The organism is Pseudoxanthomonas sp. USHLN014 (genome assembly GCF_037153335.1).
GTDB lineage: Bacteria > Pseudomonadota > Gammaproteobacteria > Xanthomonadales > Xanthomonadaceae > Pseudoxanthomonas_A > Pseudoxanthomonas_A winnipegensis.
This window is the reverse complement of the sequence record NZ_JBBCKO010000002.1, coordinates 378,740-403,867: the sequence shown is the minus strand read 5'-3', so window position 1 is coordinate 403,867 and position 25,128 is coordinate 378,740. Positions and strand designations below refer to the sequence as shown.

General features: G+C 71.1%; 20 protein-coding genes and 1 pseudogene. 10 read left to right on the top strand and 11 right to left on the bottom strand.

Annotated elements, in window-relative coordinates; all coding sequences use genetic code 11:
* Positions 1 to 560: 560 nt before the first annotated feature.
* Positions 561 to 1,514, top strand: a complete 954-nt coding sequence (locus tag WFQ05_RS05710) for an alpha/beta hydrolase (protein WP_337053034.1) — start codon at positions 561 to 563, stop codon at positions 1,512 to 1,514.
* 43 nt (positions 1,515 to 1,557) lie between these two features.
* Entirely contained in the window at positions 1,558 to 3,045 is a 1,488-nt protein-coding gene (locus tag WFQ05_RS05705) for a porin (protein WP_337053033.1), read from the top strand.
* A 10-nt stretch (positions 3,046 to 3,055) separates the two neighbouring features.
* Here the strand turns inward: WFQ05_RS05705 and WFQ05_RS05700 are convergent, their stop codons facing one another.
* Together WFQ05_RS05700 and WFQ05_RS05695 are read right to left on the bottom strand one after the other, a co-directional pair.
* Positions 3,056 to 4,147, bottom strand: coding sequence for an HDOD domain-containing protein (locus WFQ05_RS05700; protein ID WP_337053032.1), 1,092 nt, complete (start codon positions 4,145 to 4,147; stop codon positions 3,056 to 3,058).
* A gap of 163 nt (positions 4,148 to 4,310) precedes the next feature.
* Entirely contained in the window at positions 4,311 to 4,910 is a 600-nt protein-coding gene (locus WFQ05_RS05695; protein WP_337053031.1) for a nitroreductase family protein, read from the bottom strand.
* Positions 4,911 to 5,242: 332 nt separating this feature from the next.
* Between WFQ05_RS05695 and WFQ05_RS05690 the strand changes: the two genes are divergently transcribed.
* Both WFQ05_RS05690 and WFQ05_RS05685 read left to right on the top strand, forming a co-directional pair.
* Entirely contained in the window at positions 5,243 to 7,411 is a 2,169-nt protein-coding gene (locus WFQ05_RS05690) for a diguanylate cyclase (RefSeq protein WP_337053029.1), read from the top strand.
* A gap of 234 nt (positions 7,412 to 7,645) precedes the next feature.
* Positions 7,646 to 8,008, top strand: a complete 363-nt coding sequence (locus WFQ05_RS05685) for a hypothetical protein (RefSeq protein WP_130514630.1) — start codon at positions 7,646 to 7,648, stop codon at positions 8,006 to 8,008.
* Between the two features lie 445 nt (positions 8,009 to 8,453).
* Here WFQ05_RS05685 and WFQ05_RS05680 read toward each other — a convergent pair whose 3' ends face one another.
* Complete coding sequence (locus tag WFQ05_RS05680) at positions 8,454 to 10,280, bottom strand: family 43 glycosylhydrolase (RefSeq protein ID WP_337053028.1); 1,827 nt, start codon at positions 10,278 to 10,280, stop codon at positions 8,454 to 8,456.
* A gap of 140 nt (positions 10,281 to 10,420) precedes the next feature.
* Here WFQ05_RS05680 and WFQ05_RS05675 point away from each other — a divergent pair, with 140 nt between their 5' ends.
* The 5 genes and pseudogenes from WFQ05_RS05675 to WFQ05_RS05655 all read left to right on the top strand — a co-directional run bounded on the left by WFQ05_RS05675 (position 10,421) and on the right by WFQ05_RS05655 (position 14,628).
* A complete protein-coding gene (locus tag WFQ05_RS05675; RefSeq protein WP_337053027.1) occupies positions 10,421 to 10,774 on the top strand; it encodes a hypothetical protein in 354 nt (117 codons plus the stop codon).
* A 138-nt stretch (positions 10,775 to 10,912) separates the two neighbouring features.
* A complete protein-coding gene (locus WFQ05_RS05670; RefSeq protein ID WP_130514636.1) occupies positions 10,913 to 11,803 on the top strand; it encodes a TauD/TfdA family dioxygenase in 891 nt (296 codons plus the stop codon).
* Between the two features lie 50 nt (positions 11,804 to 11,853).
* Entirely contained in the window at positions 11,854 to 12,924 is a 1,071-nt protein-coding gene (locus WFQ05_RS05665; protein ID WP_337053026.1) for an ABC transporter substrate-binding protein, read from the top strand.
* A 19-nt stretch (positions 12,925 to 12,943) separates the two neighbouring features.
* Positions 12,944 to 13,702, top strand: a pseudogene (locus WFQ05_RS05660) (ABC transporter ATP-binding protein); the annotation flags it as partial.
* A 44-nt stretch (positions 13,703 to 13,746) separates the two neighbouring features.
* Positions 13,747 to 14,628: an ABC transporter permease subunit gene (locus WFQ05_RS05655; protein WP_130514640.1), complete on the top strand. Its 882-nt coding sequence runs from the start codon at positions 13,747 to 13,749 to the stop codon at positions 14,626 to 14,628.
* Positions 14,629 to 14,691: 63 nt separating this feature from the next.
* On the opposite strand, the gene WFQ05_RS05650 is transcribed toward WFQ05_RS05655, so the two are convergent.
* The 3 genes from WFQ05_RS05650 to WFQ05_RS05640 form a co-directional block, all read right to left on the bottom strand.
* Complete coding sequence (locus tag WFQ05_RS05650) at positions 14,692 to 15,981, bottom strand: MFS transporter (RefSeq protein WP_130514642.1); 1,290 nt, start codon at positions 15,979 to 15,981, stop codon at positions 14,692 to 14,694.
* Positions 15,982 to 16,294: 313 nt separating this feature from the next.
* Positions 16,295 to 17,500: an enoyl-ACP reductase FabV gene (fabV, locus tag WFQ05_RS05645; protein ID WP_337053025.1), complete on the bottom strand. Its 1,206-nt coding sequence runs from the start codon at positions 17,498 to 17,500 to the stop codon at positions 16,295 to 16,297.
* A 103-nt stretch (positions 17,501 to 17,603) separates the two neighbouring features.
* On the bottom strand, positions 17,604 to 18,236 hold the full coding sequence (locus WFQ05_RS05640) for a LysE family translocator (RefSeq protein ID WP_130514646.1): 633 nt from the start codon (positions 18,234 to 18,236) through the stop codon (positions 17,604 to 17,606).
* Between the two features lie 157 nt (positions 18,237 to 18,393).
* Between WFQ05_RS05640 and WFQ05_RS05635 the strand changes: the two genes are divergently transcribed.
* Positions 18,394 to 20,397, top strand: coding sequence for a bifunctional 2',3'-cyclic-nucleotide 2'-phosphodiesterase/3'-nucleotidase (locus WFQ05_RS05635; RefSeq protein ID WP_337053024.1), 2,004 nt, complete (start codon positions 18,394 to 18,396; stop codon positions 20,395 to 20,397).
* Between the two features lie 27 nt (positions 20,398 to 20,424).
* Here the strand turns inward: WFQ05_RS05635 and eutC are convergent, their stop codons facing one another.
* From eutC to WFQ05_RS05610, 5 genes are read right to left on the bottom strand one after another with little or no spacing between them, the layout of a single operon-like run.
* Positions 20,425 to 21,204, bottom strand: a complete 780-nt coding sequence (gene eutC, locus WFQ05_RS05630; RefSeq protein ID WP_337053023.1) for an ethanolamine ammonia-lyase subunit EutC — start codon at positions 21,202 to 21,204, stop codon at positions 20,425 to 20,427.
* Positions 21,201 to 22,604, bottom strand: coding sequence for an ethanolamine ammonia-lyase subunit EutB (locus WFQ05_RS05625; protein ID WP_337053022.1), 1,404 nt, complete (start codon positions 22,602 to 22,604; stop codon positions 21,201 to 21,203). Before WFQ05_RS05625 ends, eutC begins: the two co-directional genes overlap by 4 nt.
* Positions 22,601 to 23,287 carry an RraA family protein gene (locus tag WFQ05_RS05620; RefSeq protein WP_337053021.1) on the bottom strand — a complete coding sequence of 229 codons (687 nt, stop codon included), beginning with the start codon at positions 23,285 to 23,287 and terminating at the stop codon, positions 22,601 to 22,603. The genes WFQ05_RS05625 and WFQ05_RS05620 overlap by 4 nt, the downstream gene beginning before the upstream one ends.
* On the bottom strand, positions 23,284 to 24,087 hold the full coding sequence (locus WFQ05_RS05615; RefSeq protein ID WP_337053020.1) for an aldolase/citrate lyase family protein: 804 nt from the start codon (positions 24,085 to 24,087) through the stop codon (positions 23,284 to 23,286). The genes WFQ05_RS05620 and WFQ05_RS05615 overlap by 4 nt, the downstream gene beginning before the upstream one ends.
* Entirely contained in the window at positions 24,080 to 24,766 is a 687-nt protein-coding gene (locus WFQ05_RS05610; RefSeq protein ID WP_337053019.1) for a hypothetical protein, read from the bottom strand. The genes WFQ05_RS05615 and WFQ05_RS05610 overlap by 8 nt, the downstream gene beginning before the upstream one ends.
* Positions 24,767 to 25,128 lie beyond the last annotated feature (362 nt).

The window sequence follows — 25,128 nt, the reverse complement described above, 5'->3', positions numbered from 1 at the left end:
GCTGGCGCGGATGCGCCGTGTGCGACGCAAACCAGTAGGAGGCTTTGCATCTGAAGCGCATCCAAACCTTCACGTTTGCCGCAGACGGATTTAACGCGTGGGTTCAAGCGGGAGTTATGCGGGTGAGAAGCATGCGAAGAAGCGCACTGTTCGTACGAGCTGTCACCAGCGGTTGCGGCCACGGCAGACCGTCGCCGGTACTCAGCACTCGTGGGCGAGGCAGGAAGCGCGGCACGACGGATCCCGATATCCAGGACGTTGAAGCTGTCCTATCGGCGCACGATTTCGCTGTATCGCAAGGCCTCCATGACGCCCGCTCCTGGCGCGCCGACGACCTCGACCCTACAGCTGGCGACAGTGCGTCGTGTGGCCAGGACCGGTCGCCCGGGACACCGCTAGCACCAAGGCATTAGCTCCAATGGGCTATCTGCCGCGTCGTCGCGCTGGTCTATAACTCCGCACCGGCTCTTCGCGTCTGTCTTCGATGTCAGGCGCGCAGGGCACGACAGCCTTGGGAGGGGTGGACGATGCGACGATTGATGCATGCGATGCGCGGGTGCATGGCCTGCCTGCTGCTGGCGACGATGCCGGCATGGGCGCAGACCGGCGAGACGGCGACACAGACCCTGGCGCTCTGGCCCGAAGGCAGCCTGCCGCAGGTGGTCAAGGGCCCGGAGAAGATCGGCAAGCAGGGCAGCGCCACCGGTTCGGTGAGCCAGGTCTCCAACCCGCGCATCGAGATCTATCGCGCCGCGCGTCCCAACGGCACCGCGGCGCTGATCGTGGGCGGTGGCGGTTACTTCCGCATCCAGGTCGGCACCGCGGCACGGCCGATGGCGCAGTGGCTGGCCTCGATCGGCGTGACCAGTGCGGTGCTGTACTACCGGCTGCCGGCCGATGGATGGAAGGCCGAAGCGCCCTTCCAGGATGCGCAGCGGGCGATGCGGCTGATGCGCCAGCATGCGGCGCAGTGGGGCTTCGATGCGGACAGGATCGGCATCATCGGCTCCTCGGCCGGTGCCAACCTGAGCGGCATCATCGCCACGCGCTGGGACTACGATTTCTATCCGCGCGTGGACGCGGCCGATGCGCTGTCCGCGCGTCCGGCCTTCTTAGGCATGCTGTATCCGGTGGTGTCGATGAAGCCGCCGCTGGACAAGACCCGCAGCGCGCGCGAGCTATCCACCCAGGCCGACTACCGCACCGCGTATTCGGTCGAGGACCACGTGCGCGCCGACATGCCGCCGGTGTTCCTGGCCCAGGCGGTGGACGACCCCATCGTCGATGTCGGCCACAGCCTGCTGATGTACCAGACCGCGCTGAAGGCCAAGGTGCCGGTGGAACTGCACATCTTCGAACGCGGCGGCCACAGCTGGGGGCTGGGCAAGCCAGGCACCGAACCGGCGCAGTGGCCGCGCCTGTTCGCCACCTGGGCGCGCATGCATGGCTTCATGCAGGCGGCCGGCGCGTCCGGCGCCGATCCTGCCGCGTCCGGCGCCGCCGACGGCGAATGACACCCGCGGCCCGCGGGCCGCACCTCTACGGGGAATCCTCACCATGAAGCACGTCCGACACGCCGCGCTGGCCGCGGCGATCGCCAGCGCCTTGTCCGCGCTCAGCGCCCCGGCGCTGGCCGACAGCGCCACCGAGGCGCAGCTGCGCAAGATGATCGAGCTGCAGGCGCAGCAGATCGCGCAGCAGCAGCAACAGCTCAGCGCGATGAACGCACGCCTGTCGGCGCTGGAAGGCGGCAAGCCGGGCGCGGCGGTGGCCGGCACGTCGGCCGATCCCACCCAGGCCCAGGTCGCCGCGGCGGTGGCCGACACGCGCAGCGACGACGAGCTGGCGATCCTCAAGGCCCAGGTCGCGCAGATGGCGGTCGCCGGTGGCGGCGCCAAGAGCGACGGCAACGTCAGCTGGAGCGACGGCGGTCCGGAGTTCAAGAGCGCCGATGGCCGCTTCACCTTCCATCCGCGTGGACGCGTGCTGATGGACTTCACCAGCACGCACGGCTCGCGCTTCGATGCGCGCAACGTCACCGGCACCGACCTGGCCAGCGGCCGCCTCGGCGCCGAGGGCGAGGCAGGTCCGCTGGGCTACAAGATCGAGGCCGACTTCGCCGGCAACGAAGTGGCCATGAAGGACGTCTACCTGTCCTGGGACACCAAGCTGGGCGGGCTGCCGGCCGAGGTCTACGTGGGCAGCAAGCTCAAGGACCGCAGCATCGACGGCGCCACCGGCGGCACCACCACGCCCTTCATGGAGCGCAACGCGGTCGGCTCGGTGGGCGGCATGCAGAGCGGCTTCTTCGGCCTGGGCGTGACGACCAAGCTCTACGGCAGCAACTGGCACGCCAGCCTGGCGGTGACCGGCGACGACATCGGCGGCGACAGCAGCGCCAGCGACACCATCGCCTACACCGCGCGCGCGCACTGGAATCCGATCAAGACCAGCGCCGGCTTCCTGCATGTGGGCGGCTGGTACTGGTACGAGGACCTGGGCAAGGACATCACCAGCATCAACAAGACCTCGCGCGTGGCGCTGGGCTGGAACGGTCAGGTCGCCATCTCCGCCAGTTCGATCGGCGGGGTGACCGACGACCACGCCTGGGGCGCGGAGCTGGGCGGTACCTGGCGCAGCGGCTGGGCCTTCGCCGAGACCACGGTGCGCACCATCAATTCTTCCACCGAGGCCTCGCGCGAGCAGAAGGCCAGCAGCTATTACGCCGGCTGGCTGCTGACCGGCGAGAAGCCCGGCTTCTCCTCGCGTTCGGGCGTGTGGACCACCACCAAGGTGCTGCGTCCGGTGACCGAGGGCGGCTGGGGCGCGTTCGAGGTGCTGGCGCGCTACGACGACTACGACTTCACCGACGCCGCGCGCGGTGGCGAGGGCGAGGCCTTCACCTTCGGCGTCAACTGGTATCTGACCAGCTTCGCGCGGCTGATGCTCAACGTCGTGCACTGGCGCACCGACAACAAGGTCGGCAGCTACCAGGGCCCGGACTCGGGCAATACGGTCGGCGTGCGCGCGCAGGTCTCGTTCTGAGCCGAGGCCTTCAGTCGGTCGGGGTTTCGGCGCGCAGGCGCGTCCACAGGCGCGCGTTGGCCTGGGCGTCGGGTTCGAGCGCGGCCAGCTGGGCCAGGGCGTCGGCGTCGGGCAGCTGGTCCAGGCGCGCCAGCGCGGCCAGCGCGGCGGCCAGGCGGCCGTAGCGCAGGGCGATGCCCAGCGGCGTGGCCGGGGCCTGGCCATCGCGTTGCGGGCGCTGCTCCATCAGCGCCTCGGCCATCGGCAGCGGCAGGTCCCAGCCGGCGGTGACGGTGCGGGCGGTGGCGATGGTATGGCGGTCCAGCAGGGTCGCGGCCACCGCGAGCTCCGGCGCGGCGCCTTCATGGCGGGCGTAGGTCTCCTGCAGCACGCGCAGCACCACCACCGCGCCCAGGCCCTGCAGCAGGCCCAGCAGCTGCGCGGACAGCGCGTCTTCTCCGCGTCCATGGCGCGCGGCGTGGTCGGCCGCGGCGGTGGCCGCGTGCAGGGCGTAGCCCCAGATCGCGGCGGGGAGCTGGGCGAACATGCCGCCCTCCAGGCTCAGCACCGGCTGCATCAGGGCGGTCGCGGCGATGCGGCGGATGCCGTCGGTGCCGATCAGCGCCACGCCGCGTTCCAGCGTGTCCACCGGCGGCGCGCCGGCGGCGCGGTACAGCGCGCTGTTGGCGATGCGCAGCAGGCTGGTCGCCAGGGCCGGGTCCTGGGCGATGATCGCGGCGATCGCGCGGCCGTCGGCGGCCGGATCGTTGACCGCGCGCATCAGCTGCGGCAGCAGGTTGGGGCGGCGCGGCATGTACTGCGGCTGCAGGTCCAGGCAGTCCAGGATCGAGTCGGCCTGGTGCAGCACCTGCGCCTGCAGGCCCTCGATGGGCTGGGTCGCGTCGGCCAGGTCCGGCCGGTGCATGGTCGCCGCATACAGCCTGCGCATCAGCGGATGCAGACGCGGAACCTCCGCCGGGGTCGAAGGCGGCGGCGCCTGCTCGGCCGCCGGCGTGGCCGCGACCACGGCGAGGGTCTTGCCGGGTCGACGACGTCGTGCCGCCCACCACACGCCAACGACGAGCAGCAGCACGAGACCCAGCAGCAGCGGCGCAAGTGTCATGGCGTTCGCCTGACGCAGAAGTTAGAGCTGCGTCACTATCCGTTGCCTTGCCGATGCCGGCAAGGGCTCAAGCAGCGTCGGCGCAAACGACCGCGCCCCCGCAGGTGTCCTGCGGGGGCGCGGTGTTGGATCGCGTCGACCGGGGCCGGCCGGGCGTGCGGGCTCAGCCGAAGACGCGGAAACGCTGGGCGTCGTCGATGAAGTCCTTGCCGCCGATCTCGGCCTCGTGCGAGCCGAACGGCATCTGCGCGCGCAGCTTCCAGCTGGCCGGCAGGTTCCACTCGGCCGCCGCGGCGGCGTCGGGCAGCGGGTTGTAGTGCTGCAGGCTGGCGCCCACGCCGACGGTGGCCAGCGCGGTCCACACCGCCAGCTGGGCCATGCCGCTGGACTGCTCGGACCACACCGGGAAGTTGTCGGCGTACAGGGCGAACTGCTCCTGCAGGCCCTTGATCACGTCCTGGTCCTCGTAGAACAGGATGGTGCCGGCGCCGGCCGCGAAGCTGGTCAGCTTCTTCTCGGTCGCATCGAACGCATCGGCCGGCACGATCTTCTTCAGCTCCTGGCGCACCAGGTCCCAGAACTTGTCGCTCTGCGCGCCGTAGAGGATGACCACGCGCGAGCTCTGCGAGTTGAACGAGGACGGCGCGTGCTTGACCGCTTCCTGGATCAGCGCGGTGATCTCTTCGCGCGAGACGGGCAGCGACTTGCCGAGGGCGTACTGGGTGCGACGCGTCTTGTGCGCGTCGAGGAAGGCGTTGGTCATGGCGGCAGGGCCTTAAGGTGAGAATCCAGCGGCCAGCCTAAACAGCCCCGCGCCGTGCAGACAGCCCGCTGTGCGACAAAGTCCGTTGCCGATGCTGCAACAGCACATCGCCTTGGGCGCCCAGGCCCTGCCAGCGCGGGGTCCGCCGTACGAGCGATGCGGGGCCGCGCCCGGCCTGCCTGTACGGACGTTCAGGCAGGTCCGCCCGCGCTCACCACGGCATGCCGCCGCTGCAGGCAGGCTGCAGCGGGCTGTGTTCCGAACCGGGCGCGCTGGCCCGATAATTCCTCGAGGCCGGCGCCGTGCCGGACGGTCTTCCACGAGACGTTCGCATGTCCGCACCCGCCGATCCCGCCAAGCCGACGCCCCCGCACGAACCCGATCGACTGGCCGCCTTGCGCGCGCTGCAGGTGCTGGACACCCCGGCCGAGCCGATGTTCGACGATCTGACCTGGCTCGCCGCCTGCCTGTGCCAGACGCCGATCGCGCTGGTCAGCCTGGTCGACGAGGAGCGGCAGTGGTTCAAGGCGCGCGTCGGCCTGGGCCTGCCGCAGACGCCCCGGCACATGGCGCTGTGCGCGCACGCGCTGGAGCACGGCGGGCTGCTGGAAGTGTCCGACCTGAGCGCCGATGCGCGCTTCGTGGACAACCCGCTGGTGCTGGGCGAGCCGCACATGCGCTTCTACGCCGGCGCGCCGCTGGTGGGCAGCGGCGGCCATGTCTATGGCGCGCTGTGCGTCATCGACACGGTGCCGCGCCAGCTCACCGAGGCCCAGCGCGAGGGCCTGCTGCGGCTGGCCACGCGCACCACCGGCGCGCTGGAGACACGCAGCGTGCTGCACCACGCCGAGGCGCGCGAGCAGACCCTCGAACGCCTGCTCGAGTCCATGCCCGATGCGGTGGTCACCTGCGACGCGCAGGGCCAGCTGGGCCAGTTCAATCGCCAGGCGCGCGCCTGGCACGGCCTGGACCCGGCCAAGGTGCCGCAGGCGCAGTGGGCCCGGCATTTCGACCTGTTCCAGGCCGACGGCAGGACGCCGCTGAGCACCGACCAGATCCCGCTGGTGCGCGCGCTGTCGGGCGAACACGTGCAGGAGGCCGAGATCGTGATCCTGGCCGCCGGCCAGCCCTCGCGCTCGGTGCTGTGCAACGGCGACCCGCTGCGCGCGCCGGACGGCTCGCTGCTGGGCGCGGTGGTGGTGATGCACGACATCACCCGGCTGCGCGCCTCGCAGGAGGCGGCGCTGGTGGAAGGCCAGCGCTTCCGCGAGGCGTTCTCCGCCGCTGCGCAGGGCATGGCGCTGGTGTCGCTGGAAGGCCGGTGGCTGGACGTCAACGACGCGGTGTGCGCGATCTTCGGCTACACGCGCGATGAGCTGATGCGGCTGGATTTCCAGCGGCTGACCCATCCGCAGGACCTGGATGTCGATCTGGACCTGCTGGACGAACTACTGCGTGGCGAGCGCACCAGCTACCAGCTGGACAAGCGTTACTTCCACCGGGACGGCCACCTGCTCCACGCCCACCTGTCGGTGTCGCTGATCCGCGACGCGCACGGCGCGCCGCTGCACCTGGTCTCGCAGATCCAGGATTTCACCCAGCAGCGTCAGGCCGAATCCGCGCTGCGCGAAAGCGAGCAGCGCCTGCGCACCATCACCGACAACGTACCGGCGCTGGTGGCGCGGGTGGGCCAGGATCTGCGCTACGAGTTCGTCAACAGCCATTACGCGCACTGGCTGGGGCGGCCGCCCGGCGATGTCATCGGCCGGCACATGGCCGAGGTGCTCGCCCCCGAGCACTTCGCCAGCCTCCTGCCGCACGCCGATGTCGCACTGGCCGGGCAGACGGCCGAGTTCGACCTGGACGTGGTCGACCGCCACGGCGAGCTGCGCCACATGCACGCCATCTACGTGCCGGACGCGACCCCGCGGGCGCCCGGCGATGCGCGCCGCGCTGGCTTCCTGCTGACCGTGCACGACGTCACCGCCCAGACCCGGCTCTCGCGCATGCTGCAGGAGCGCGCGCTGACCGACCCGCTCACCGGCCTGCCCAACCGCCTGGCCTGGATGGTCGAGCTGGACATCGCCCTGGCCCGTGCGCGCACCACCGGCGAGCCGCTGGCGGTGCTGTTCATCGACCTGGACGGCTTCAAGCCGATCAACGACACCTATGGCCACGAGACCGGCGATGCGGTGTTGTGCGGCTTCGGCGAGCGCCTGCGCCAGACGCTGCGCCCGGAGGACTTCGTCGCCCGCCTGGCCGGCGATGAATTCGTGGTGCTGCTGCACCACGTGCACGATGGTTCGGACCCGGAGGCCGTGGTGCGCAAGCTGGAGTACGCCATGCGCACGCCGCTGCTGGCCAACGCGCACGCGCTGCAGGTGACGCCGAGCATCGGCGTGTCGGTGCAGTACGGGCCGCATTACGACATCGCGGCGCTGATGCGCGAAGCCGACGTGGCCATGTATCAGGTCAAGCGCGCGCACGCCGCGCGGGCCTGACCCTCATCCGGGCTCATCGCGCAAGTGCTTGCCGCAGTGCGGCTTGACTGCGCCAGCGAAGGCGTCCGGCGCGGCCCGGCGATCACATTCCCAACCGCTTGTTCAGTGGCAAACGCAGTAGCGACAAGGCCTGCGCGGCCTGCAACGCGGATGGCATCTGGCCTACACCCCTCGTAAACATCGCTGTGCCCACCATGCCGCCCGGTTTTGACCCGCCGCCAGGCAGCGCATCGCATGAACGCAGTAAGACAACAGCCTCTGTCGGCCGCGGCCCGCGACATCGAGGAGCGCATCTTCCGCCGGGGCGTGAGCGACCAGGAAGTGCGCCAGGCCATCGATCTGGTGGCCGAGTACGTGGCCACGCACACCGAGCAGGCGCCCGAAGGGCAGGACTGGTGGAGCGCGTTCGCCGAGGTCTACGAAGACCTGACGCGCAACTTCAGCGTCGCCCAGACCGAGGCCTTCGAGATCGCCACCGATACCATCCTGGTCGGCTGCGGCCGCCCGCGCTGGAGCTGCATGCGCGGCGGCGCCGGCGCGCGCCGCGCCATCCCGCAGTCGGGCGGCATGCCGGGCCGCTGGTCGTCGGCCGCCTGAGGCGCGCCATCGCAGCTCTCCGCTCCCCCCCTGTAGAGCGGAGCTTGCTCCGCTGCGTTTCGTTCGGTTCGTGGGGAAGGCCCCAGCGGAGTCCCCAAGAGGGGATTGCCACAAGCTCCGCTCTACAGACAGGCCACTGCGGGATTTGAGGAGACAGTGGCTCCCACCGAGCGGCCAGGTCCTGTGATCCGGGGCGAAGGTCGTGACCGGGTGTGCAGTCCTGCGCGCATTCGGACTTTTCCTACGCCGTATCGGGATATCGCCCGACGGCCTGCGCCAGGCGAGACGGGCGATGCTCGATCCGCCCCGGCAGCAGCCCTCGCAACGGCAAGGAACGCCGCTCGCAAGGACCATGGGCGCGACCCTGAGCAAGTCGCACGCAGGGCCGGTGGCGTTCTCCTTCTGGCCGGTTCCCCCCGGCCTTTTTTTTGCCCGCGCGCCGCGGCTACGGCAGCGCGACCGGCGCGGCCAGCGGCGAGACGCCGCGTTCGTCGAAGGCTTCCACCGACACCACATAGCCAGGGTCGGTGTTCAATGCGCGCAGTTCCAGCGTGGTGCCGCGGTCGGCGAAGACCTGGTAGGTCAGGGTCAGCCGGTCGGCGCGCAGGCCCCAGCGCACGTTGTAGCCGACCGCGCCGGGGACGGGGTTCCAGCGGACGGTCGCGTTGCGGCGATCGGTCTCGCGCGTGGCGCGTAGGCCGGTGGGCGCGGGCGGGGCGGGGCCGTCGGCGTTGCCGAACACGCGCAGGTCGCTGATCGCCAGGTGCTGCGCGCCGACATGGCCGTGCACGTAGCGGATGTAGCGCGTGCGCACCGGCTCGGGCAGCGGCAGGTAGGCGTTGGGGCGGTCGCGGCGCGTGGCCGGGTCGTCGCCGACCTCGGCCAGCGACGCCCAGTGCCGGCCATCGTACGAGTGCTGCAGCCGGAAGCTGGTGTACACCTGCGGCCCGTCGCCGAACACCCCGGACTGGAAGTCGGCGAAGTCGACCTGCACCGCGCGCACCGTGCGCTCGCCGCCCAGGTCCACGCTCAGCGTCTGGCCGGCGTCGGCCGAGGCGGCCACCCAGAACGTGCGCGGATCCTCGTCGGTGACATTGGCCGCGCGATGGGTGCCGTCGTCGGACGAGGCCGTGGCCCGCTTGCGGTAGGACAGCAGCATCCAGCCGGTGAACAGCGCCTCGGGATCATCGACCGGGCCGTCCGGCATCCAGTGCGGGAAGTCGCCGAAGCGCGTGGACACGCGCATCTGGCCGTCGGGGTAGAAGCCGGCCGGGAACAGGGCGATGCGCCGCTCGAAGGTCCAGTTCGCCCCGATCCACGGCGTGCCGCTGTTGAACCAGTTGCCGTGCGCGTCCTGGAAGGTCGAGCCGTGTCCGGCGCCCTGGACGAAGCCGCCCGGCTTGTAGGCGACCGGGTTGTAGGCCGCGTAGGTGAACGGCCCCAGCGGCGCATCGCCCACATAGGTGCCGGTCGCGTAGCTGTTGTGTTCGGTGCCTGGTGCGGCGTACTGCAGGTAGTAGCGCCCGGCGTGCTTGGTCATCCACGCGCCTTCCAGGTAGTTGCCCACCGGCCGGCCGTCGGGGAAGACCGCGCCGCGATGGTCCTGGCCGAAGCGCTCCCAGCCGTGCCGCGCCGGGTCGAGTGCCAGCAGGGCCTGGGGATGGCCGCGATAGGCCAGGCCGCGCGCGGTGCGGTCCAGCGCGATGCCGTAGAGCGGATACACGTCCGAGCTGCCCCAGTACAGATACCACTGGCCGTCGTCGTCGATGAACAGATCCGGGTCCCAGGGGCCGGACGGGATCATGCCCGGCGGCACCTGGCTGTCCCAGTTCTCCTTCACCGCATCGGGCAGTTCGGGCAGCAGGCGGGTGAGGAAGTCCAGCTGGCCGCTGGCCGGATCGGTGCTCTGCAGCACGGCGCGCGGGGCGAAGGCCGACTGCATCAGCACCAGGCGCTGCCCGTCGGACACGGCCGCAGGCGCGACCAGGGCCTCGAACGGCCAGCGGCTGGGCCGGACGAAGGTCCAGTGCAGCAGATCGGTGGAGCGCCAGTAGCCGTCGGCGATGGTCAGGAACAGGTACCAGGCGTCGCCATGGCGCACGATCGCCGGGTCCGCGCCGGTGCGGTAGCTGATGCCTTCGTTGAGCTGCTCGAAGTTGTAGCGATAGTCCAGGTCGACCGGATTGGCCCAGGTGCGCGCCGGCGGCTGCTGGGCGAGCGCGGCGCCGGCGCACAGCGTCGTGCACGCCAGCAGGAACAGGGGACGGAACATGGCGCTCCCGGCGCACGTTGGGGAAGCGCATGGTGCCGCAGGATCGCGCCGCCGGCTGGCGCGGCGCAGCACGCCCGGGTGGCCAGGGAGTGGGATTGCCGTCACGCCGGCTTCCCGGCCGCCGGGTAACTTCCCACCCCATGGATCAGGACGCGAGCCGCCGCGATTGGCCAGACTGGCTGGACCTCGAGGTCGAGCAGGAATACTGGCGGACGCGCTTCATGGACCTGCCCTGCGCCAAGGCGGGCGACGACATCCACCGCTGCTGGCCGCTGATCGAGCTGGTCTACACGCTGTACGTGCGTTACCCGCGCGCCTCGCTGATCGAGGCGCTGGCGCATTACGAGGCCGGATCGCGCGGCCATCCGCACGGCATGGACCATCAGCAGCTGACCGAGCTGTTCGCCCGTATCTGGGGCCGCATCCTCAAGGTCGCCCGCGGCCGCACGCTGCCGGCCTGGGCGCCCGGCGGGCCGGGCAAGGCCCGTTCCTGACGACCGCCTTGCGCGGCATATGCCATCGAAGGCGGACGACATGCCCGATGGCTATTTCAGTCGCCGTCTGACGGCCCCTAGGGTGGCAGGTCCGGCGGCGCACGGCGCCGTTGGACGTGATCCCTCCCGGAGCCGCCCATGGCTGTCGCTGCCCACGCCGTTTCCCCTGCCATCGCCGACGCGGTGGAGATCGTCCCCTTCGACGCGCCGCTGGGCGCGGAAGTCTGGGGCCTGGACCTGTCGCGCCCGCTGAGCGCGGCGACCTTCGCGCGCATCCACCGCGCGCACCTGGACCACCACGTGCTGGTGTTCCGCGATGCGCGCATCACCCCGGCCCAGCAGGTGGACTTCAGCCGCCGCTTCGGGCCTCTGCAGATCCACGTGCTGCGCAACTTCCAGCTGGCCGGGCATCCGGAGGTGCTGGTGGTGTCCAACATCAAGCAGGACGGCAAGCCGATCGGCCTGGGCGATGCGGGCCACTACTGGCATTCGGACCTGTCCTACAAGGAGCGGCCCAGCCTGGGCTCGCTGCTGCATGCGCAGGAGCTGCCGCGCGAGGGCGGCGACACCTTGTTCGCCAACCAGCACCTGGCCTTCGACACGCTGCCGGCCGAGCTGCGCCGCGCCATCGACGGCCGCCTCGCCGAGCACAGCTACCTGGCCAAGTACGAGGAGCTGCGTGCGCGCAATCCCTATCGCCCGGCGCTGACCCAGGAACAGATCGACGAGGTCGTGCCGGTGCGGCATCCGGTGGTGCGCACCCATCCGGAGACCGGCCGCCGCGCGCTGTTCGTCAGCGAGCACTTCACCACCCGCATCGTCGACCTGCCGCAGGACGAAAGCGATGCGCTGCTGGCCGAGCTGTTCGCGCTGAGCACGCGGGAATCCTTGGTGTACCGCCATCGCTGGCAGCCGCACGACCTGGTGTTCTGGGACAACCGCTCGGTCATGCACCTGGCCGCCGGCACGCCCGACAGCGAACGCCGCCTGCTCTACCGCACCACCATCGAGGGCGACGCGCCGTTCTGAAGCAGCGCGCCCAATCCCGAATCCCGAATCCCCAATCCCGAGCCTGTCCAATGCCCCCACGTTCCGCATCGACCCGCGCGTTCCTGCGCCGCCGCCTGCTGCCCGCCACGGCGCTGCTGCTGTGCGCCGCGCTGCTGGCGGCCTGCGGCAACGCCGGCCAGGGCGAGGCGCCGGCGGGCGCGGCGTCGCAGCAGGCCACGCTGCGCATCGGCAAGCAGTTCGGCATCGTCTACCTGCTGCTGGACGTGGCCGACGCCAAGGGTTTCATCGTCGAGCAGGCCAAGACCCAGGGCCTGGCGGTCAAGGTGGAGACCCGGCAGCTGTCGGGCGGCGCGGCGATCAACGATGCGCTGCTCAGCGGCGCCATCGACGTGGCCGGCGCCGGCACCGGGCCGCTGTTCACCCTGTGGGACCGCACGCGCGGCCGCCAGGACGTGCGCGGCGTGGCCTCGCTGGGCAACTTCCCCTATCAGCTGATCAGCAACGCGCCGTCGGTGCGCAGCATCGACGATCTGCGCCCGAGCGATCGCATCGCGGTACCGGCGGTCGGCGTGTCGGTGCAGGCGCGCATCCTCCAGTACGCCTCGGCCCAGCGCTGGGGCCAGGCGCAGGCGCTGAAGCTGGACGCGCAGCAGGTCGCGCTGCCGCATCCGGACGCGGCGGCGGCGATCATCTCCGGCGGCAGCGAGATCACCGCGCACTTCTCCACTCCGCCGTTCCAGCAGCAGGAGCTGGCGCGCAATCCGGCCGCGCACGTGATCCTGGACTCCTACCAGGTGCTGGGCGGTCCGTCCTCGGCCACGGTGCTGTACGCCACGGCGAAGTTCCGCAAGGACAATCCCGCGCTGTACCACGCCTTCCTGGCCGGGCTGGACCAGGCGGCCAAGTTCATCGTCGCCCATCCCGAGGAGGCGGCCGAGGTCTACGTGCAGCGCAATCCGGGCAGCGAGCGCGAGCAGGTGCTGGCCGTGCTGCGCGATCCGCAGGTGCAGTTCACCATCGCGCCGCAGAACACGCTGGGGCTGGGCCGCTTCATGCAGCAGGTCGGCGCGATCAAGCAGGCGCCGGGCGCGGTGGGCGACTACTTCTTCGACGACCCGCTCATCGCGGGCGGGAGCTAGGCCGGTGAACGTGCACGCATTGCCGCAGCCGATGCTGCAGGTGGACCACGTCAGCCTGGAGTACGCCGAGGCCGGGCGCGTGGTGCGCGCCACCCATCGGGTGAGTTTCGACGTGCATGAGGCCGACCGCTTCGTGCTGCTGGGCCCGTCGGGCTGCGGCAAGTCGACCCTGCTCAAGGCGGTGGCCGGCTTCCTGACGCCGAGCGAGGGCCAGATCCGGCTGGACGGGACGCCGGTCGCCGCGCCCGGGCCGGATCGCGGCGTGGTGTTTCAGGAGTTCGACCAGCTGGCGCCGTGGAAGACGGTGCGGCAGAACGTCGAGTTCGGCCTGCGCGTCGCGCGCAGGCTGGGCCGGGCCGAGGCGCGCGAACGCGCCGGCGATGCGCTGGAGAAGGTCGGCCTGACCGCCTTCGCCGACGCCTATCCGCACACCCTGTCCGGCGGCATGAAGCAGCGCGTGGCCATCGCCCGCGCGCTGGCGATGCAGCCGCGCGTGCTGCTGATGGACGAGCCCTTCGCCGCGCTGGACGCGCTGACCCGCCAGCGCATGCAGGCCCAGCTGCTGGAGCTGTGGGAGCAGGTGCGCTTCACCCTGCTGTTCGTCACCCATTCCATCGACGAGGCGTTCGTGGTCGGCAGCCGGGTGCTGCTGCTCTCGCCGCACCCGGGCCAGGTGCGCGCCGAACTCAACGCGCACCAGTTCGATGCCGGCAGCGGCGCCAGCGTCGCCTTCCAGCAGGCCAGCGCGCATATCCACCACCTGCTGTTCGAGGCGCCGCACGCCGCGCCGACGCCGCTGCGCGTGCGCACCGAGGCCCAGGCATGAGCGCGGTGGCCACGCCGCTGCGCCGGCAGCCGCCGGTGCGCCCGGAATACACGCGCAGCGTGGTGCCGGTGGAGGCCGCGCGCGCGATCCCGCAGGCGCGGCGCCGGCCCTGGCCGGATGGCCTGCGCCGCGCGCTGGTGCTGGTGGTGCTGGCCCTCGTCTGGGAGATCGCCGCGCGCCTGGTCGGCAACGACCTGCTGCTGCCGAGCTTCCTGCAGACCGCACGCGCCTTCTACGACGGGCTGATCTCCGGCGAGCTGCCGCGGCGCGTGGCCGCCTCGCTGTGGGTGCTGGCGCAGGGCTATGCGCTGGGCGTGCTCGGTGCGTTCGCGCTGACCGCGCTGGCGGCCTCCACGCGCATCGGCCGCGATGTGCTGGGCACGCTGGTGGCGATGTTCAATCCGCTGCCGGCCATCGCGCTGCTGCCGCTGGCGCTGCTGTGGTTCGGGCTGGGCACCGGCAGCCTGGTGTTCGTGCTGGTGCACTCGGTGCTGTGGCCGCTGGCGCTGAGCACCTTCGCCGGGTTCGAGGCGGTGCCGCAGACCCTGCGCATGGCCGGGCGCAACCTGGGCCTGCGCGGACCGCGCTATGTCGTGCAGCTGCTGGTGCCCGCGGCGCTGCCCTCGATTCTGTCGGGGCTGAAGATCGCCTGGGCCTTCGCCTGGCGCACGCTGATCGCCGCCGAGCTGGTGTTCGGCGCCACCTCGGGCCAAGGCGGGCTGGGTTGGTACATCTTCCAGAACCGCAACGAGCTCTACACCGACAAGGTGTTCGCCGGCCTGGCGATGGTGATCGTGCTGGGGCTGCTGGTGGAAGTGGTGGTCTTCAGCGGCCTGGAGCGGCTGACCGTGCGGCGCTGGGGCATGCAGCGCAGCTAGGGACGCGGGCGAGGCGGGGCGGTGAGCGCACCGTGGAGCGTTCGCCCACGCCCGCCACCAGGCTCAGGAAGGCGTCGGCTCGCCGACCTGCACCCGCGCGCGGCGGAACAGCACCAGTGTCGCCACCAGGCCGATCAGCGCGGCCAGCGACAGCCACAGCGCCGGGGCCGCCTTGCTGCCGGTGGCGTGGATCAGCCAGGTCGAGACCGCCGGGGTGAAGCCGCCCATGGTCGCCGTGGCCAGGCTGTAGGCCAGCGAGAAGCCGGTGGTGCGCACCGAGGCCGGCATCACCTCGGTCAGCGCCACCACCATCGCGCCGTTGTAGGCGCCGTAGAGCAGCGAGAGCCATTCGCCGGCGATCAGCAGCCGCACGAACGAGGGCGAGGCCACCAGCCAGTGCAGCAGCGGCCAGGCGGTGAGCAGGGTGGCCAGGGACGCGGCCACCAGCAGCGGGCGGCGGCCGACGCGGTCGCTCAGCGCGCCGAACACCGGCAGCCAGACGAAGTTGGACAGGCCGATGCAGCAGGTCACCAGCAGGCTGTCCAGGTCGGACAGCTGCAGCGCGTCGCGGCCGTAGGTCGGCATGTAGGCGGTGATCAGGTAGAAGGACACCGTGGTCATCATCACCATGCCCACGCCGGCCAGCACCACGCCAGTGTTCTGCCGCAGCGAGCGCAGCACCGCGCGGCCGTCCGGGCGCTCGGTGCGCGCGGCGAACTCCGGGCTCTCCTCCATCGAGCGCCGGATGAGGAAGATCACCGGCACGATCAGGCAACCGATGAAGAACGGGATGCGCCAGCCCCAGGCGTCCATCTGCGCCGGCGCCAGCCACGCGTGCAGGGCCACGCCCAGCGCACCGGCGAACACCACCGCCACCTGCTGGCTGGCCGACTGCCAGGCCACGTAGAAGCCGCGGTGGCCGGGCGTGGCGATCTCGGACAGGTAGACCGACACGCCGCCCAGCTCCGCACCGGCCGAGAACCCCTGCAGCAGCCGGCCCAGCAGCACCAGCAGCGGCGCCAGCACGCCCAGCGTGGCGTAGCCGGGCACGAAGGCGATCAGCAGCACGCCCAGCGACATCAGCCCCAGCGTCAGCAGCAGGCCTTTGCGCCGGCCGTGGCGGTCGATGTAGGCGCCCAGCACCAGCGCGCCGAGCGGGCGCATCAGGAAGCCCGCGCCGAAGGTCGCCAGCGACAGCATCAGCGAGGCGAAGGCGTTCTGAGAGGGGAAGAAGGTGTGACCGATGGTCGTGGCGTAGAAGCCATAGACCATGAAGTCGTACATCTCGAGGAAATTGCCGGCGGTGACACGGATCACCGCGGGCGCGCCGTGGGGGGGCGAGGCTGGATTCATCGTGGCGGAAGTGGGGGAGACAGGGGGAGAGCGGAAGCGGCAAACATACGCCGCGCGGGGAAATGTTCCGTGAGAAACAGGAGCGAGGGCGGAGGAATGGGGCGCGAGCAGAAGCCCGCAACCAACCCCCTACCGTCGTTCCCGCGAACGCGGGAACCCATGGACGTTCGCGCGGTAAAGCCAGCGGCGCTGCATGGTCAGACGTGCGTCTGCCGAAAAGCACTTCCCGCGTTCGCGGGAACGAAGGCGGGAGGCTCGAGGGAGGCGCTTACGCGTCCCTCGTTCCTCCCTACTCGTTCCTGCTCAGAGCTCCTCAGAGCTCGATCACATCGAACTTCACGTCCGGATCGACATCGGCGTCGTAATCCACATCGTCGCGCTCGAAGCCGAACAGCTTGAGGAACTCGCGCTTGTAGTTGGCGTAGTCGGTCAGCTCGAACAGGTTCTCGCTGGTGACCTGCGGCCAGATCGCCTTGGCCGCGGTCTGCACCTCGGGCTTGAGCTCCCAGTCGTCCAGGCGCAGGCGCTGCTCGTCGTCCAGCTCCGGCGCGGCGCCGTCGGCGCGGTACATGCGCTCGCGGAACAGACGGTCCAGCTGCTCGATGGTGCCCTCGTGCAGGCCCAGTTCCTTCATCACCTTGAAGACGATGGAGATGTACAGCGGCATCACCGGGATGGCCGAGCTGGCCTGGGTCACCACCGACTTGAGCACGGCCACGTTGGCGCTGCCGCCGGTGGCGGCGAGCCTGGCGCCCAGGCGCTGCGCGGTCGCGTCCAGGTCGGCCTTGGCCTTGCCCAGCGCGCCGTGCCAGTAGATCGGCCAGGTGATCTCGGTGCCGATGTAGCTGAAGGCCACCGTCCTGGCCGCGGGGGCCAGCACGCCGGCCTGGGCCAGCGCATCGATCCACAGTTCCCAGTCCTGGCCGCCCATGACGGTGACCGTGTCGGCGATCTCCTCCTCGGTGGCCGGCTCGATGCTGGCGGTGGTGATGGTGTCCTTGTTGGTGTCGATGGCGGTGGAGGTGTAGGGCGCGCCGATCGGCTTGAGCGCCGAGCGCTTGAGTTCGCCGGTGGACGGCAGCTTGCGCACCGGCGAGGCCAGCGAATACACCACCAGGTCCACCTGGCCGCCCATCTCGGTCTTGATCAGCTCGATGACCTTGGCGCGTGCCTCGTCGGAGAACGCATCGCCGTTGATCGAGCGCGCGTACAGCCCGGCCTGCTTGGCGAACTTGTCGAAGGCGGCCGCGTTGTACCAGCCCGCGGTGCCGGCCTTCTTGTCGCTGCCGGGCTTCTCGAAGAACACCCCCAGCGTGTCGGCGCCGAAGCCGAACGCCGCGCTGATGCGCGCGGCCAGGCCGTAGCCGCTGGAGGCGCCGATCACCAGCACCTTCTTCGGACCGTCCCCGCGCACGCCGCGCGCGCGCGTGGCGGCGATCTGGTCGCGCACGTTGAGCTCGCAGCCCAGCGGATGGGTGGTGGTGCAGATGAATCCGCGGACCTTGGGATGGATGATCAAGACGATGCCTCTCGAATGGGGAACACGTTGCGCGCGGCATCTTAAGCCCCGCATCGCCCCACGGCCACGTGCGCCGGCGTATGGCGCGGCCCGGCGCCGCAGGCTAGCGGCGCGATTCGGTGGCGATGCGCACCGCCAGCGCGGCCAGCACCGTGCCCATCAGCCAGCGTTGCACGCGCTGCCAGGTCGGCCGCTGCGCCAGGAACTGCGCGATGCGGCCGGCGAACATGGCGATCACGGCGTTGACCGCCACGCTGATGACGATCTGGGTGGAGCCCAGCACCAGCGACTGGCTCAGCACATCCCCGCGCGTGGGATCGACGAACTGCGGCAGCAGGGACAGATACATCACCGCGATCTTGGGATTGAACAGATTGGTGAGAAATCCCATCGTGATCAGCTTGCGGGCATCGTCCTTGGGCAGGTCGCGCACCTGGAACGGCGAGCGGCCGCCGGGCCGCAGCGCCTGCCAGGCCAGCCACAGCAGATAGGCCGCGCCGGCCAGGCGCAAGGTGTCGTAGGCATAGGGCACGGCCACCACGAAGGCGGTGATGCCCAGCGCGGCGCACAGCATGTAGAACACGAAGCCGAGCGCGACGCCGATCAGGGAGATCAGGCCAGCCGACGTGCCCTGGCTGATCGAGCGCGAGATCAGATAGATCATGTTCGGCCCCGGCGTCAGGACCATGCCGAAGGCGACAAGGGCGAAGGCAAGCAGATGGCTGATCTCGGGCATCGGGGACGTCCCTGGAGCGGAAGGAGCCGGAGCGCTGCGCGCAGGCGTCCAGTATAGCGAGCGCATCACTGCGTCCCCGCCTCAATCGCACCCGATGCGCCGGTGTGACATTGGCAGGCCAACGCGATCTGCTACTTTCGCCCGCCCGCTCCGCCGCGTGACGCTCGTGATCTCAAAACGCCTGCTCCTGCTGTCCTGCTCCGTTCCCGCCGCGCTGGCCGGCTGCGCCTCGGCGCCCGCCGCGCGCTCGGCGCTGGCCGATGGCGCCACCGCGCAGGTGGCGATCCTGGAAACCACCGACGTCCACTCCAACATCCTCAGCTACGACTACTACAAGCAGAAGGAAGACCCGACGCTGGGCTATGAGCGGGTGGCCACGCTGATCCGCCGCGCGCGGGCGGAGTTTCCCAATACCTTCCTGTTCGACAGCGGCGACACCATCCAGGGCTCGGTGCTGGCCGATTTCCAGGCCAAGGTGCAGCCGGTCGGCTGCGAGGAGGAGCTGGGCATCTACCAGGCCTTCGACGCGATGGGCTACGACGGCGGCACCGCCGGCAACCACGAGTTCAACTATGGCCTGGGCTTCCTGTCGCAGGTCACCGGCACGCCGATGAACGTCGACGGCGGCACCAAGACCAAGTGCAAGGGGCCCGACTTCCCGCTGGTGCTGTCCAACGTCTTCAGCGCGCGCGACGGCCAGCCGATCTTCCAGCCCTGGACCATCGTGTCCAAGGACATCACCGTCACCGGCGCCGACGGCAAGCCGGCGCGCGTGCCGCTGCGGGTGGCCATCATCGGTTTCACCCCGCCGCCGATCCTGGACTGGGACAAGCAGAACCTGGAAGGCAAGGTCACCGTGACCGGCGTGGTCGAGGCCGCGCAGCGCTACCTGCCGCAGATCCAGGCCCAGCACCCTGACCTGGTGGTCGGCATCCTGCACGGCGGGCTCAACGCCGCGCCGTACACGCCGGACATGGAGAACGGCGGCTGGCACCTGGCCGGCGTGCCCGGCATCGACGTGCTGCTGCTGGGCCATTCGCATACCGAATTCCCGGGGCCGCGCTACAAGGATCTGCCGCAGACCGACGCCACGCGCGGCTTCGTGCGCGGCAAGCCGGCGGTGATGGGCGGCTTCTTCGGCAAGGACCTGGGCGTGATCGACCTGAAGCTGGTGCGCCGCGACGGGCGCTGGGCGATCGACCCGGCCGGCACGCACAGCGAGGTGCGCCCGATCTGCACGTCCAAGACCGAGTGCGTGCCGGTCGATCCGGCCATCGCACCGCTGGTGGCGCGTGCGCATGCGGCCGCGCAGGCCTATGTCGACACGCCGATCGGCACCAGCACCGTGCACTTCTCCAGCTACTTCGCCGATGTGGGCAACAGTACCGCGCTGGCCGTGGTCAACGCCGCCCAGCGCGACTACGTGCTGCGCGAGCTGCCGGTGCAGCATCCGGAACTGAAGGACGTGCCGGTGCTGTCGGCGGCCGCGCCGTTCCGCACCGGCTTCGGCGGGCCGGACGACTACACCGACGTGCCCGCCGGCACGCTGACCCTGCGCAGCGCCGCCGATCTGTACTTCTATCCCAACACCCTGACGGCGGTGAAGACCGACGGCGCCGGGGTCAAGGCCTGGCTGGAGACCTCGGCCCAGCGCTACAACACCATCGACCCGGCCAAGCCCGGCCCGCAGGCGCTGATCAACACCCGCTACGTGCCCTACAACGTCGACCAGCTGCAGGGCGGCGTGGCCTATGTGATCGATGTGACCAAGCCGGCCGGCCAGCGCATCACCCAGCTGACCTACCGGGGCAAGCCGATCGACCCCAGGCAGCCGTTCGTGGTGGTGACCAACAACTACCGCGCCAGCGGCGGTGGCGGCTTCCCGGGCCTGGATGGCCGCAACATCGTGCTGGCCGCGCCCGACGGCAGCCGCGAGATCCTGGCGGCCTGGATCAAGGCCAAGGGCAGGATCACGCCGGCCGACCTCGAGCCGACTTCCTGGCACTTCGCCCCGGTCAAGGTCGCCGGCCCGCTGACCTTCGACTGCCCGGCCGGCAAGCTCGACATCGCCCGGGCGCAGCAGCTGCCGCCGATCCGCGAGCTCTCCGGCGGCGGCGACGGCGCGGCGGTGTGCGCGATCGATTTGTCCGCGCGCAGGTAGGCCAACACAGGCCTGCCGGCCAGGCCCTCAGCCGGGCAGCAGGCCTTGGCTTTCGTCCTTGAGCGCCACGCCGGTGGCGCCCAACAGCTGCGCAGCGCCGATCAGCCACCAGAGCTTGGCGGCGGCCTGGGCGGGCGACAGCCCGGCGGCGTGGATATTGGAGATGCAGTTGCGGTCGGCATCGGTCAGGCCTGGGCCCGGGGTGTGGGTCAGGTAGATCCCCAGGCTGTCGCAGGTGCTCAGGCCCGGGCGCTCGCCGATCAGCACCGCCACCATCGGCGCGCCGACCAGATCGCCGCAGGCATCGCCCAGCGCCACGCGCGCCTGCCGGGCCAGGACCACCGGCCCCACCGACCAGTCGGCCGGGCGCTGGGCCAGGATCTGGGCGCAGACCGCCACGGCGTGCCGCGCGACGGCGGTGGCCGACAGGCCATCGGCGATCACCAGCAGCAGGGCGTCGTCCTGGCGCAGGCGCGGGTGCTGGCCCAGCGCCTGGCGGCTCTCGGCGGACAGCTGCCGTCCAAGGTCGGGACGGCGCAGATAGCGGGCGCGATCCGGCGCGGCGCTGTCCACCTCGATCGCCTGCAGGCCCAGCCGCGCCAGCGCGGCGCGCAGTGCCGCGCAGTCCATCGCGGCGTGGACCGCATCGCGCGCCCGCGCATGCGCCACACCCGCGGCGAGCACCTCGCGCGTGGGCAGGCTGGTGCCGCTGCGGCCCAGGCCGATCCTGGCTGGGGTGTGCGCGCGCAGGGCCTGCCAGGGGTCGGGCAGGGGCGCGCGCAGGTCCGGATCGGTGGCCTCGCTCATGGGCCGGCCTGCGGCGGCATGCGCGCGAGCAGGCGCTGCATCATCTCCGGCTGCCGCCCGTGCTGCAGCAGCGCGCCGTTGGCGTCCGCCAGCGACACGCGCTGCAGCCAGCGCTCGAACTCCGGCGCGCGCCGCAGCCCCAGCAGCCGGCGCAGGTACAGCGCGTCGTGGAAGGCGCTGCTCTGGTACATCAGCATGATGTCGTCGCCGCCGGGCACGCCCATCATGTAGGTCAGGCCCGCGGCGGCCAGCAGGGTCATCAGATTGTCCATGTCGTCCGCGTCGGCTTGCGCATGGTTGGTGTAGCAGACGTCGCAGCCCATCGGCAGCCCGAGCAACTTGCCGCAGAAGTGGTCCTCCAGCCCTGCGCGGATGATCTGCTTGCCGTCCAGCAGGTATTCGGGGCCGATGAAGCCCACCACCGTATTGACCAGCAGCGGCTGGAACTGGCGCGCCACCGCGTAGGCCCGCGCCTCGCAGGTTTGCTGGTCCACCCCATGGTGCGCGCCGGCCGACAGCGCGCTGCCCTGCCCGGTCTCGAAGTACATGGCGTTCTGGCCCACGCTGCCGCGTCCCAATGCGCGCGCGGCCTGGTGGCCCTCCTCCAGCAGCGCCAGGTCGATGCCGAAGCTGGCGTTGGCCGCCTGCGTGCCGGCGATGGACTGGAACACCAGGTCCACCGGCGCGCCGCGCTCGATCATGCGCAGGCTGTTGGTGATGTGGGTCAGCACGCAGCTCTGGGTGGGGATCTCCAGCCCGGCGATGATGTCGTCGAGCATGCGCACCTGCGCGGCCAGGCCGCGCAGATCGTCGCTGGCCGGGTTGATGCCGATGACCGCATCGCCGGCGCCGTACAGCAGGCCATCGACGATGCTGGCGGCGATCCCGCGCAGATCGTCGGTGGGATGGTTGGGCTGCAGGCGCACCGACAGGGTGCCGGCCAGCCCGAGCGTGTTGCGGAAGCGCGTGACCACCTCGCAGCGGCGCGCGATCAGGATCAGGTCCTGATTGCGCATCAGCTTGCTGACCGCGGCCACCATCTCCGGGGTCAGGCCCGGTGCCAGCTGGTTCAGCGCCGCGGTGGTGGCGCGCTCGGACAGCAGCCAGTCGCGCAGCTCGCCCACGGTCAGGTGCGCCACCGGGGCGAAGGCGACCGCGTCGTGCGTGTCCAGGATCAGCCGCGTCACCTCGTCCTGCTCGTAGGGGATCAGCGCCTCGTGCAGGAAGCGCCGCAGCGGCACCTCGGCCAGGCACAGGCGCGCGGCCATGCGCTCCAGTTCCGAGTCGGCGGCCAGCCCCGCCAGCTGGTCGCCCGAGCGCAGCGGGCTGGCCTTGGCCAGCAGCGTGCGCAGATCGCAAAAGTCCCAGGCCGTGCCGTCGATGACGTGGCGGTAGCTCATCGCGTGGGCCCGGCGCCGGCCAGGACCAGGGCGCTGGCGCCGCTGTGCAGGCCCAGCGCCTGGCCGGCGCGCACCGCGTCGAGCAGGGTGTCGGCCCGCGCCTGCAGGGCCAGCGCGGCGCGCGCGATCTCCGCGGCCTCCTGGCGCGGCAGCACCAGCACGCCGTCGGCATCGGCCACCACCGCATCGCCGGGCTGGACCACCACGCCGCCGCAGCTCACCGGGTGGTTGAGGCGACCGCCCCAGTCCAGCAGGCGGGTGGTGACCGATGAGGTGCCGCGGCACCACACCGGCAGGCCGGTGGCCTGCAGCTGCTCCAGGTCGGTGCAGGGGCCATCGAGGATCACGCCGGCGGCGCCGGTGCGCTGGATCGCTGCGGCGACGATGCCGCCCAGGCAGGCATGGTCGCGATCGCCCAGGCGGTCGATTACCAGCGCATCGCCGGGGCGCAGCAGGCTCAGGGCGTGGTGCAGCAGGGTCGAGTCGGCGCCCGGGATGGCCAGGGTGACCGCGGTCCCCACCAGGCGCAGCCCGGGCGCGACCGGACGCAGGTCGCGGCGCATCAGCCCCCACGGGACGCCGTGGCCGACGGTGGAGGTTTCCACCTGGGCCAGTGCGGCGCGCAGGGGAGCGTCCAGTGGCTCGGGGAAGTCGCCGAGGCGGTAGCGTGGCAGGGCGCTCATGCCTCGACCTCCGCGGTCGAGGCCAGCCGGTGCGCCAGGTCTTCCAGCGTCGCCGCCACGCCGGCGCGCAGGAAGCCCACGTCCGCGCCCAGCGTGACCAGCCCATAGCCGCGCGCGGCCAGGCGCGCGGCGCCGTGGCCGGGCAGGACGGTGCCGCCCAGGGCCAGCCCGGCCTCGCGGCAGCGGCGCTCGCCTTCGTGCCAGAGTTCGAGGAACTCTGGCGCGTCGTAGCGGCCTGGCACGCCGATGCTGGCCGACAGATCCAGCGGGCCGAAGAACAGCATGTCCAGGCTCGGCACCTGGGCCAGCTCGGGAATGGCGGCCACGCCGCGCGACGACTCGATCATCGCCACCACCAGCGTGTTGGCCTCGGCCTGCGCGGCATAGGCCGAAGCCTGCGCGCCCCAGCCGGCGGCGCGGCAGACCGTGTAGTGCAGGCCGCGCCGGCCGGCGGGCGGATAGCGGCAGTGCGCGACTAGCTGCGCGGCCTGCTCGGCCGACTCCACGTTCGGCGCGAGGATGCCCTGCGCGCCGGCATCCAGCAGCGGCTTGATCAGCCGGCTGTCGGCCGCGTCCACCCGTGCCAGCGGCGTCGGGCCGTGCGCGCCGATGGCGCGCAGCTGGGCCAGCGCCAGGTCCAGGCTGGTCGGCGTGTGTTCCAGGTCGAGGATCAGCGCGTCCAGGGCGAAGCCGGCCAGGATCTCGGCGACATCCGCACTGGCGGTGAACAGCCACGCGCCGCGCGAGACCGCGCCTGCGCGCAGGCGTTGGACCAGGCGATTGGTCGGCAGCTCATTCATCGCCCAGCCCCCGCTGCCGCAGGAAGAAGCGCGCCGCGGCGGCCTGCAGCGGCGCGCGCTGGTGGCCGGCCCCGGGGACCAGTTCGAACTGGTGATCGATGCCGCAGCTGCGGTAGTTGGCCGACAGCGCCTGCAGGCGTTCGATGCGGGTCTGGCCCGCGCCATGCTGCAGGGTCGGCACGCCGGGCGCGGCGCGCGGCGAGAGCGGCGGCAGTTCGGCGGTGTCCAGTTCGCCCACGGCCAGGTGGATGGCGACCTGGCGGATCGCCGGCAGGTCCACGGCCTGCCCGTACTGCTGCTCCAGATCGGCCACGCCCAGCCAGCACGGCGCGTGCAGGTTCAGCGGCGTGGGATGGCCCGGGGCGCAGATCGATACCGCCTCCAGCGTGCGTGGATGCAGGTAGAGGAAGCGATGCGCGAAGTGCGCGCCGCCGGAGAAGCCGAACAGCTGCAGCAGCGCCGGCTGCAGGCCGTAGCGCTGGCGCACCTCCTCGACCATGCGCAGCAGCACCAGGTCGAAGCGGATGTCGTGGTAGCGGATGTACTTGTAGTTGTCCATGTCGTCCGGATCGCCGATGCCGCAGGGAAACAGCGGCGCCAGCACGACCGCCCCGGAGCGCTCGGCCAGCTGGGCGAAGCCATCGCAGTAGTCCTGGTGGCTGCGCTCGCTGCCGTGCATGGCGACCACGATCCGCGAGGCGGTGGTGTACGGCGTCTGCGGCAGATACAGGCAGTAGCTGAAGCGCTGGTCGTAGCGGCACGCGAGCTGCGGGGTGCGGCCGCGGGTGAACAGCTTGCTGTTGTTGACGGTGATGTTGATGACGCGACTCCGGAAATAAATGGGGAAATCCAGGGCGATCGGTGCACATCAATCCGTCGGGGCCTGCGCGCGCGTGCGCCGAAAAAACCGCGCTATGATCCGGACGCAGGCGCTCGGGGTTGCACCAGCGCGGCCCTGGCGATCGGTCGGCACGGATGCGCGAGGCAGCGCGACGCAAGGCGCGCGGTGGGCCGCAGCACCGGCCCGCGACCGGCCAGGAC

Coding starts and splice junctions, on each gene's coding strand:
- WFQ05_RS05710 (WP_337053034.1), top strand. CDS start 561: ATGGCCTGCCTGCTGCTGGCGACGATGCCGGCATGGGCGCAGACCGGC.
- WFQ05_RS05705 (WP_337053033.1), top strand. CDS start 1,558: ATGAAGCACGTCCGACACGCCGCGCTGGCCGCGGCGATCGCCAGCGCC.
- WFQ05_RS05700 (WP_337053032.1), bottom strand. CDS start 4,147: ATGACACTTGCGCCGCTGCTGCTGGGTCTCGTGCTGCTGCTCGTCGTT.
- WFQ05_RS05695 (WP_337053031.1), bottom strand. CDS start 4,910: ATGACCAACGCCTTCCTCGACGCGCACAAGACGCGTCGCACCCAGTAC.
- WFQ05_RS05690 (WP_337053029.1), top strand. CDS start 5,243: ATGTCCGCACCCGCCGATCCCGCCAAGCCGACGCCCCCGCACGAACCC.
- WFQ05_RS05685 (WP_130514630.1), top strand. CDS start 7,646: ATGAACGCAGTAAGACAACAGCCTCTGTCGGCCGCGGCCCGCGACATC.
- WFQ05_RS05680 (WP_337053028.1), bottom strand. CDS start 10,280: ATGTTCCGTCCCCTGTTCCTGCTGGCGTGCACGACGCTGTGCGCCGGC.
- WFQ05_RS05675 (WP_337053027.1), top strand. CDS start 10,421: ATGGATCAGGACGCGAGCCGCCGCGATTGGCCAGACTGGCTGGACCTC.
- WFQ05_RS05670 (WP_130514636.1), top strand. CDS start 10,913: ATGGCTGTCGCTGCCCACGCCGTTTCCCCTGCCATCGCCGACGCGGTG.
- WFQ05_RS05665 (WP_337053026.1), top strand. CDS start 11,854: ATGCCCCCACGTTCCGCATCGACCCGCGCGTTCCTGCGCCGCCGCCTG.
- WFQ05_RS05655 (WP_130514640.1), top strand. CDS start 13,747: ATGAGCGCGGTGGCCACGCCGCTGCGCCGGCAGCCGCCGGTGCGCCCG.
- WFQ05_RS05650 (WP_130514642.1), bottom strand. CDS start 15,981: ATGAATCCAGCCTCGCCCCCCCACGGCGCGCCCGCGGTGATCCGTGTC.
- WFQ05_RS05640 (WP_130514646.1), bottom strand. CDS start 18,236: ATGCCCGAGATCAGCCATCTGCTTGCCTTCGCCCTTGTCGCCTTCGGC.
- eutC (WP_337053023.1), bottom strand. CDS start 21,204: ATGAGCGAGGCCACCGATCCGGACCTGCGCGCGCCCCTGCCCGACCCC.
- WFQ05_RS05625 (WP_337053022.1), bottom strand. CDS start 22,604: ATGAGCTACCGCCACGTCATCGACGGCACGGCCTGGGACTTTTGCGAT.
- WFQ05_RS05620 (WP_337053021.1), bottom strand. CDS start 23,287: ATGAGCGCCCTGCCACGCTACCGCCTCGGCGACTTCCCCGAGCCACTG.
- WFQ05_RS05615 (WP_337053020.1), bottom strand. CDS start 24,087: ATGAATGAGCTGCCGACCAATCGCCTGGTCCAACGCCTGCGCGCAGGC.
- WFQ05_RS05610 (WP_337053019.1), bottom strand. CDS start 24,766: ATGCACGGCAGCGAGCGCAGCCACCAGGACTACTGCGATGGCTTCGCC.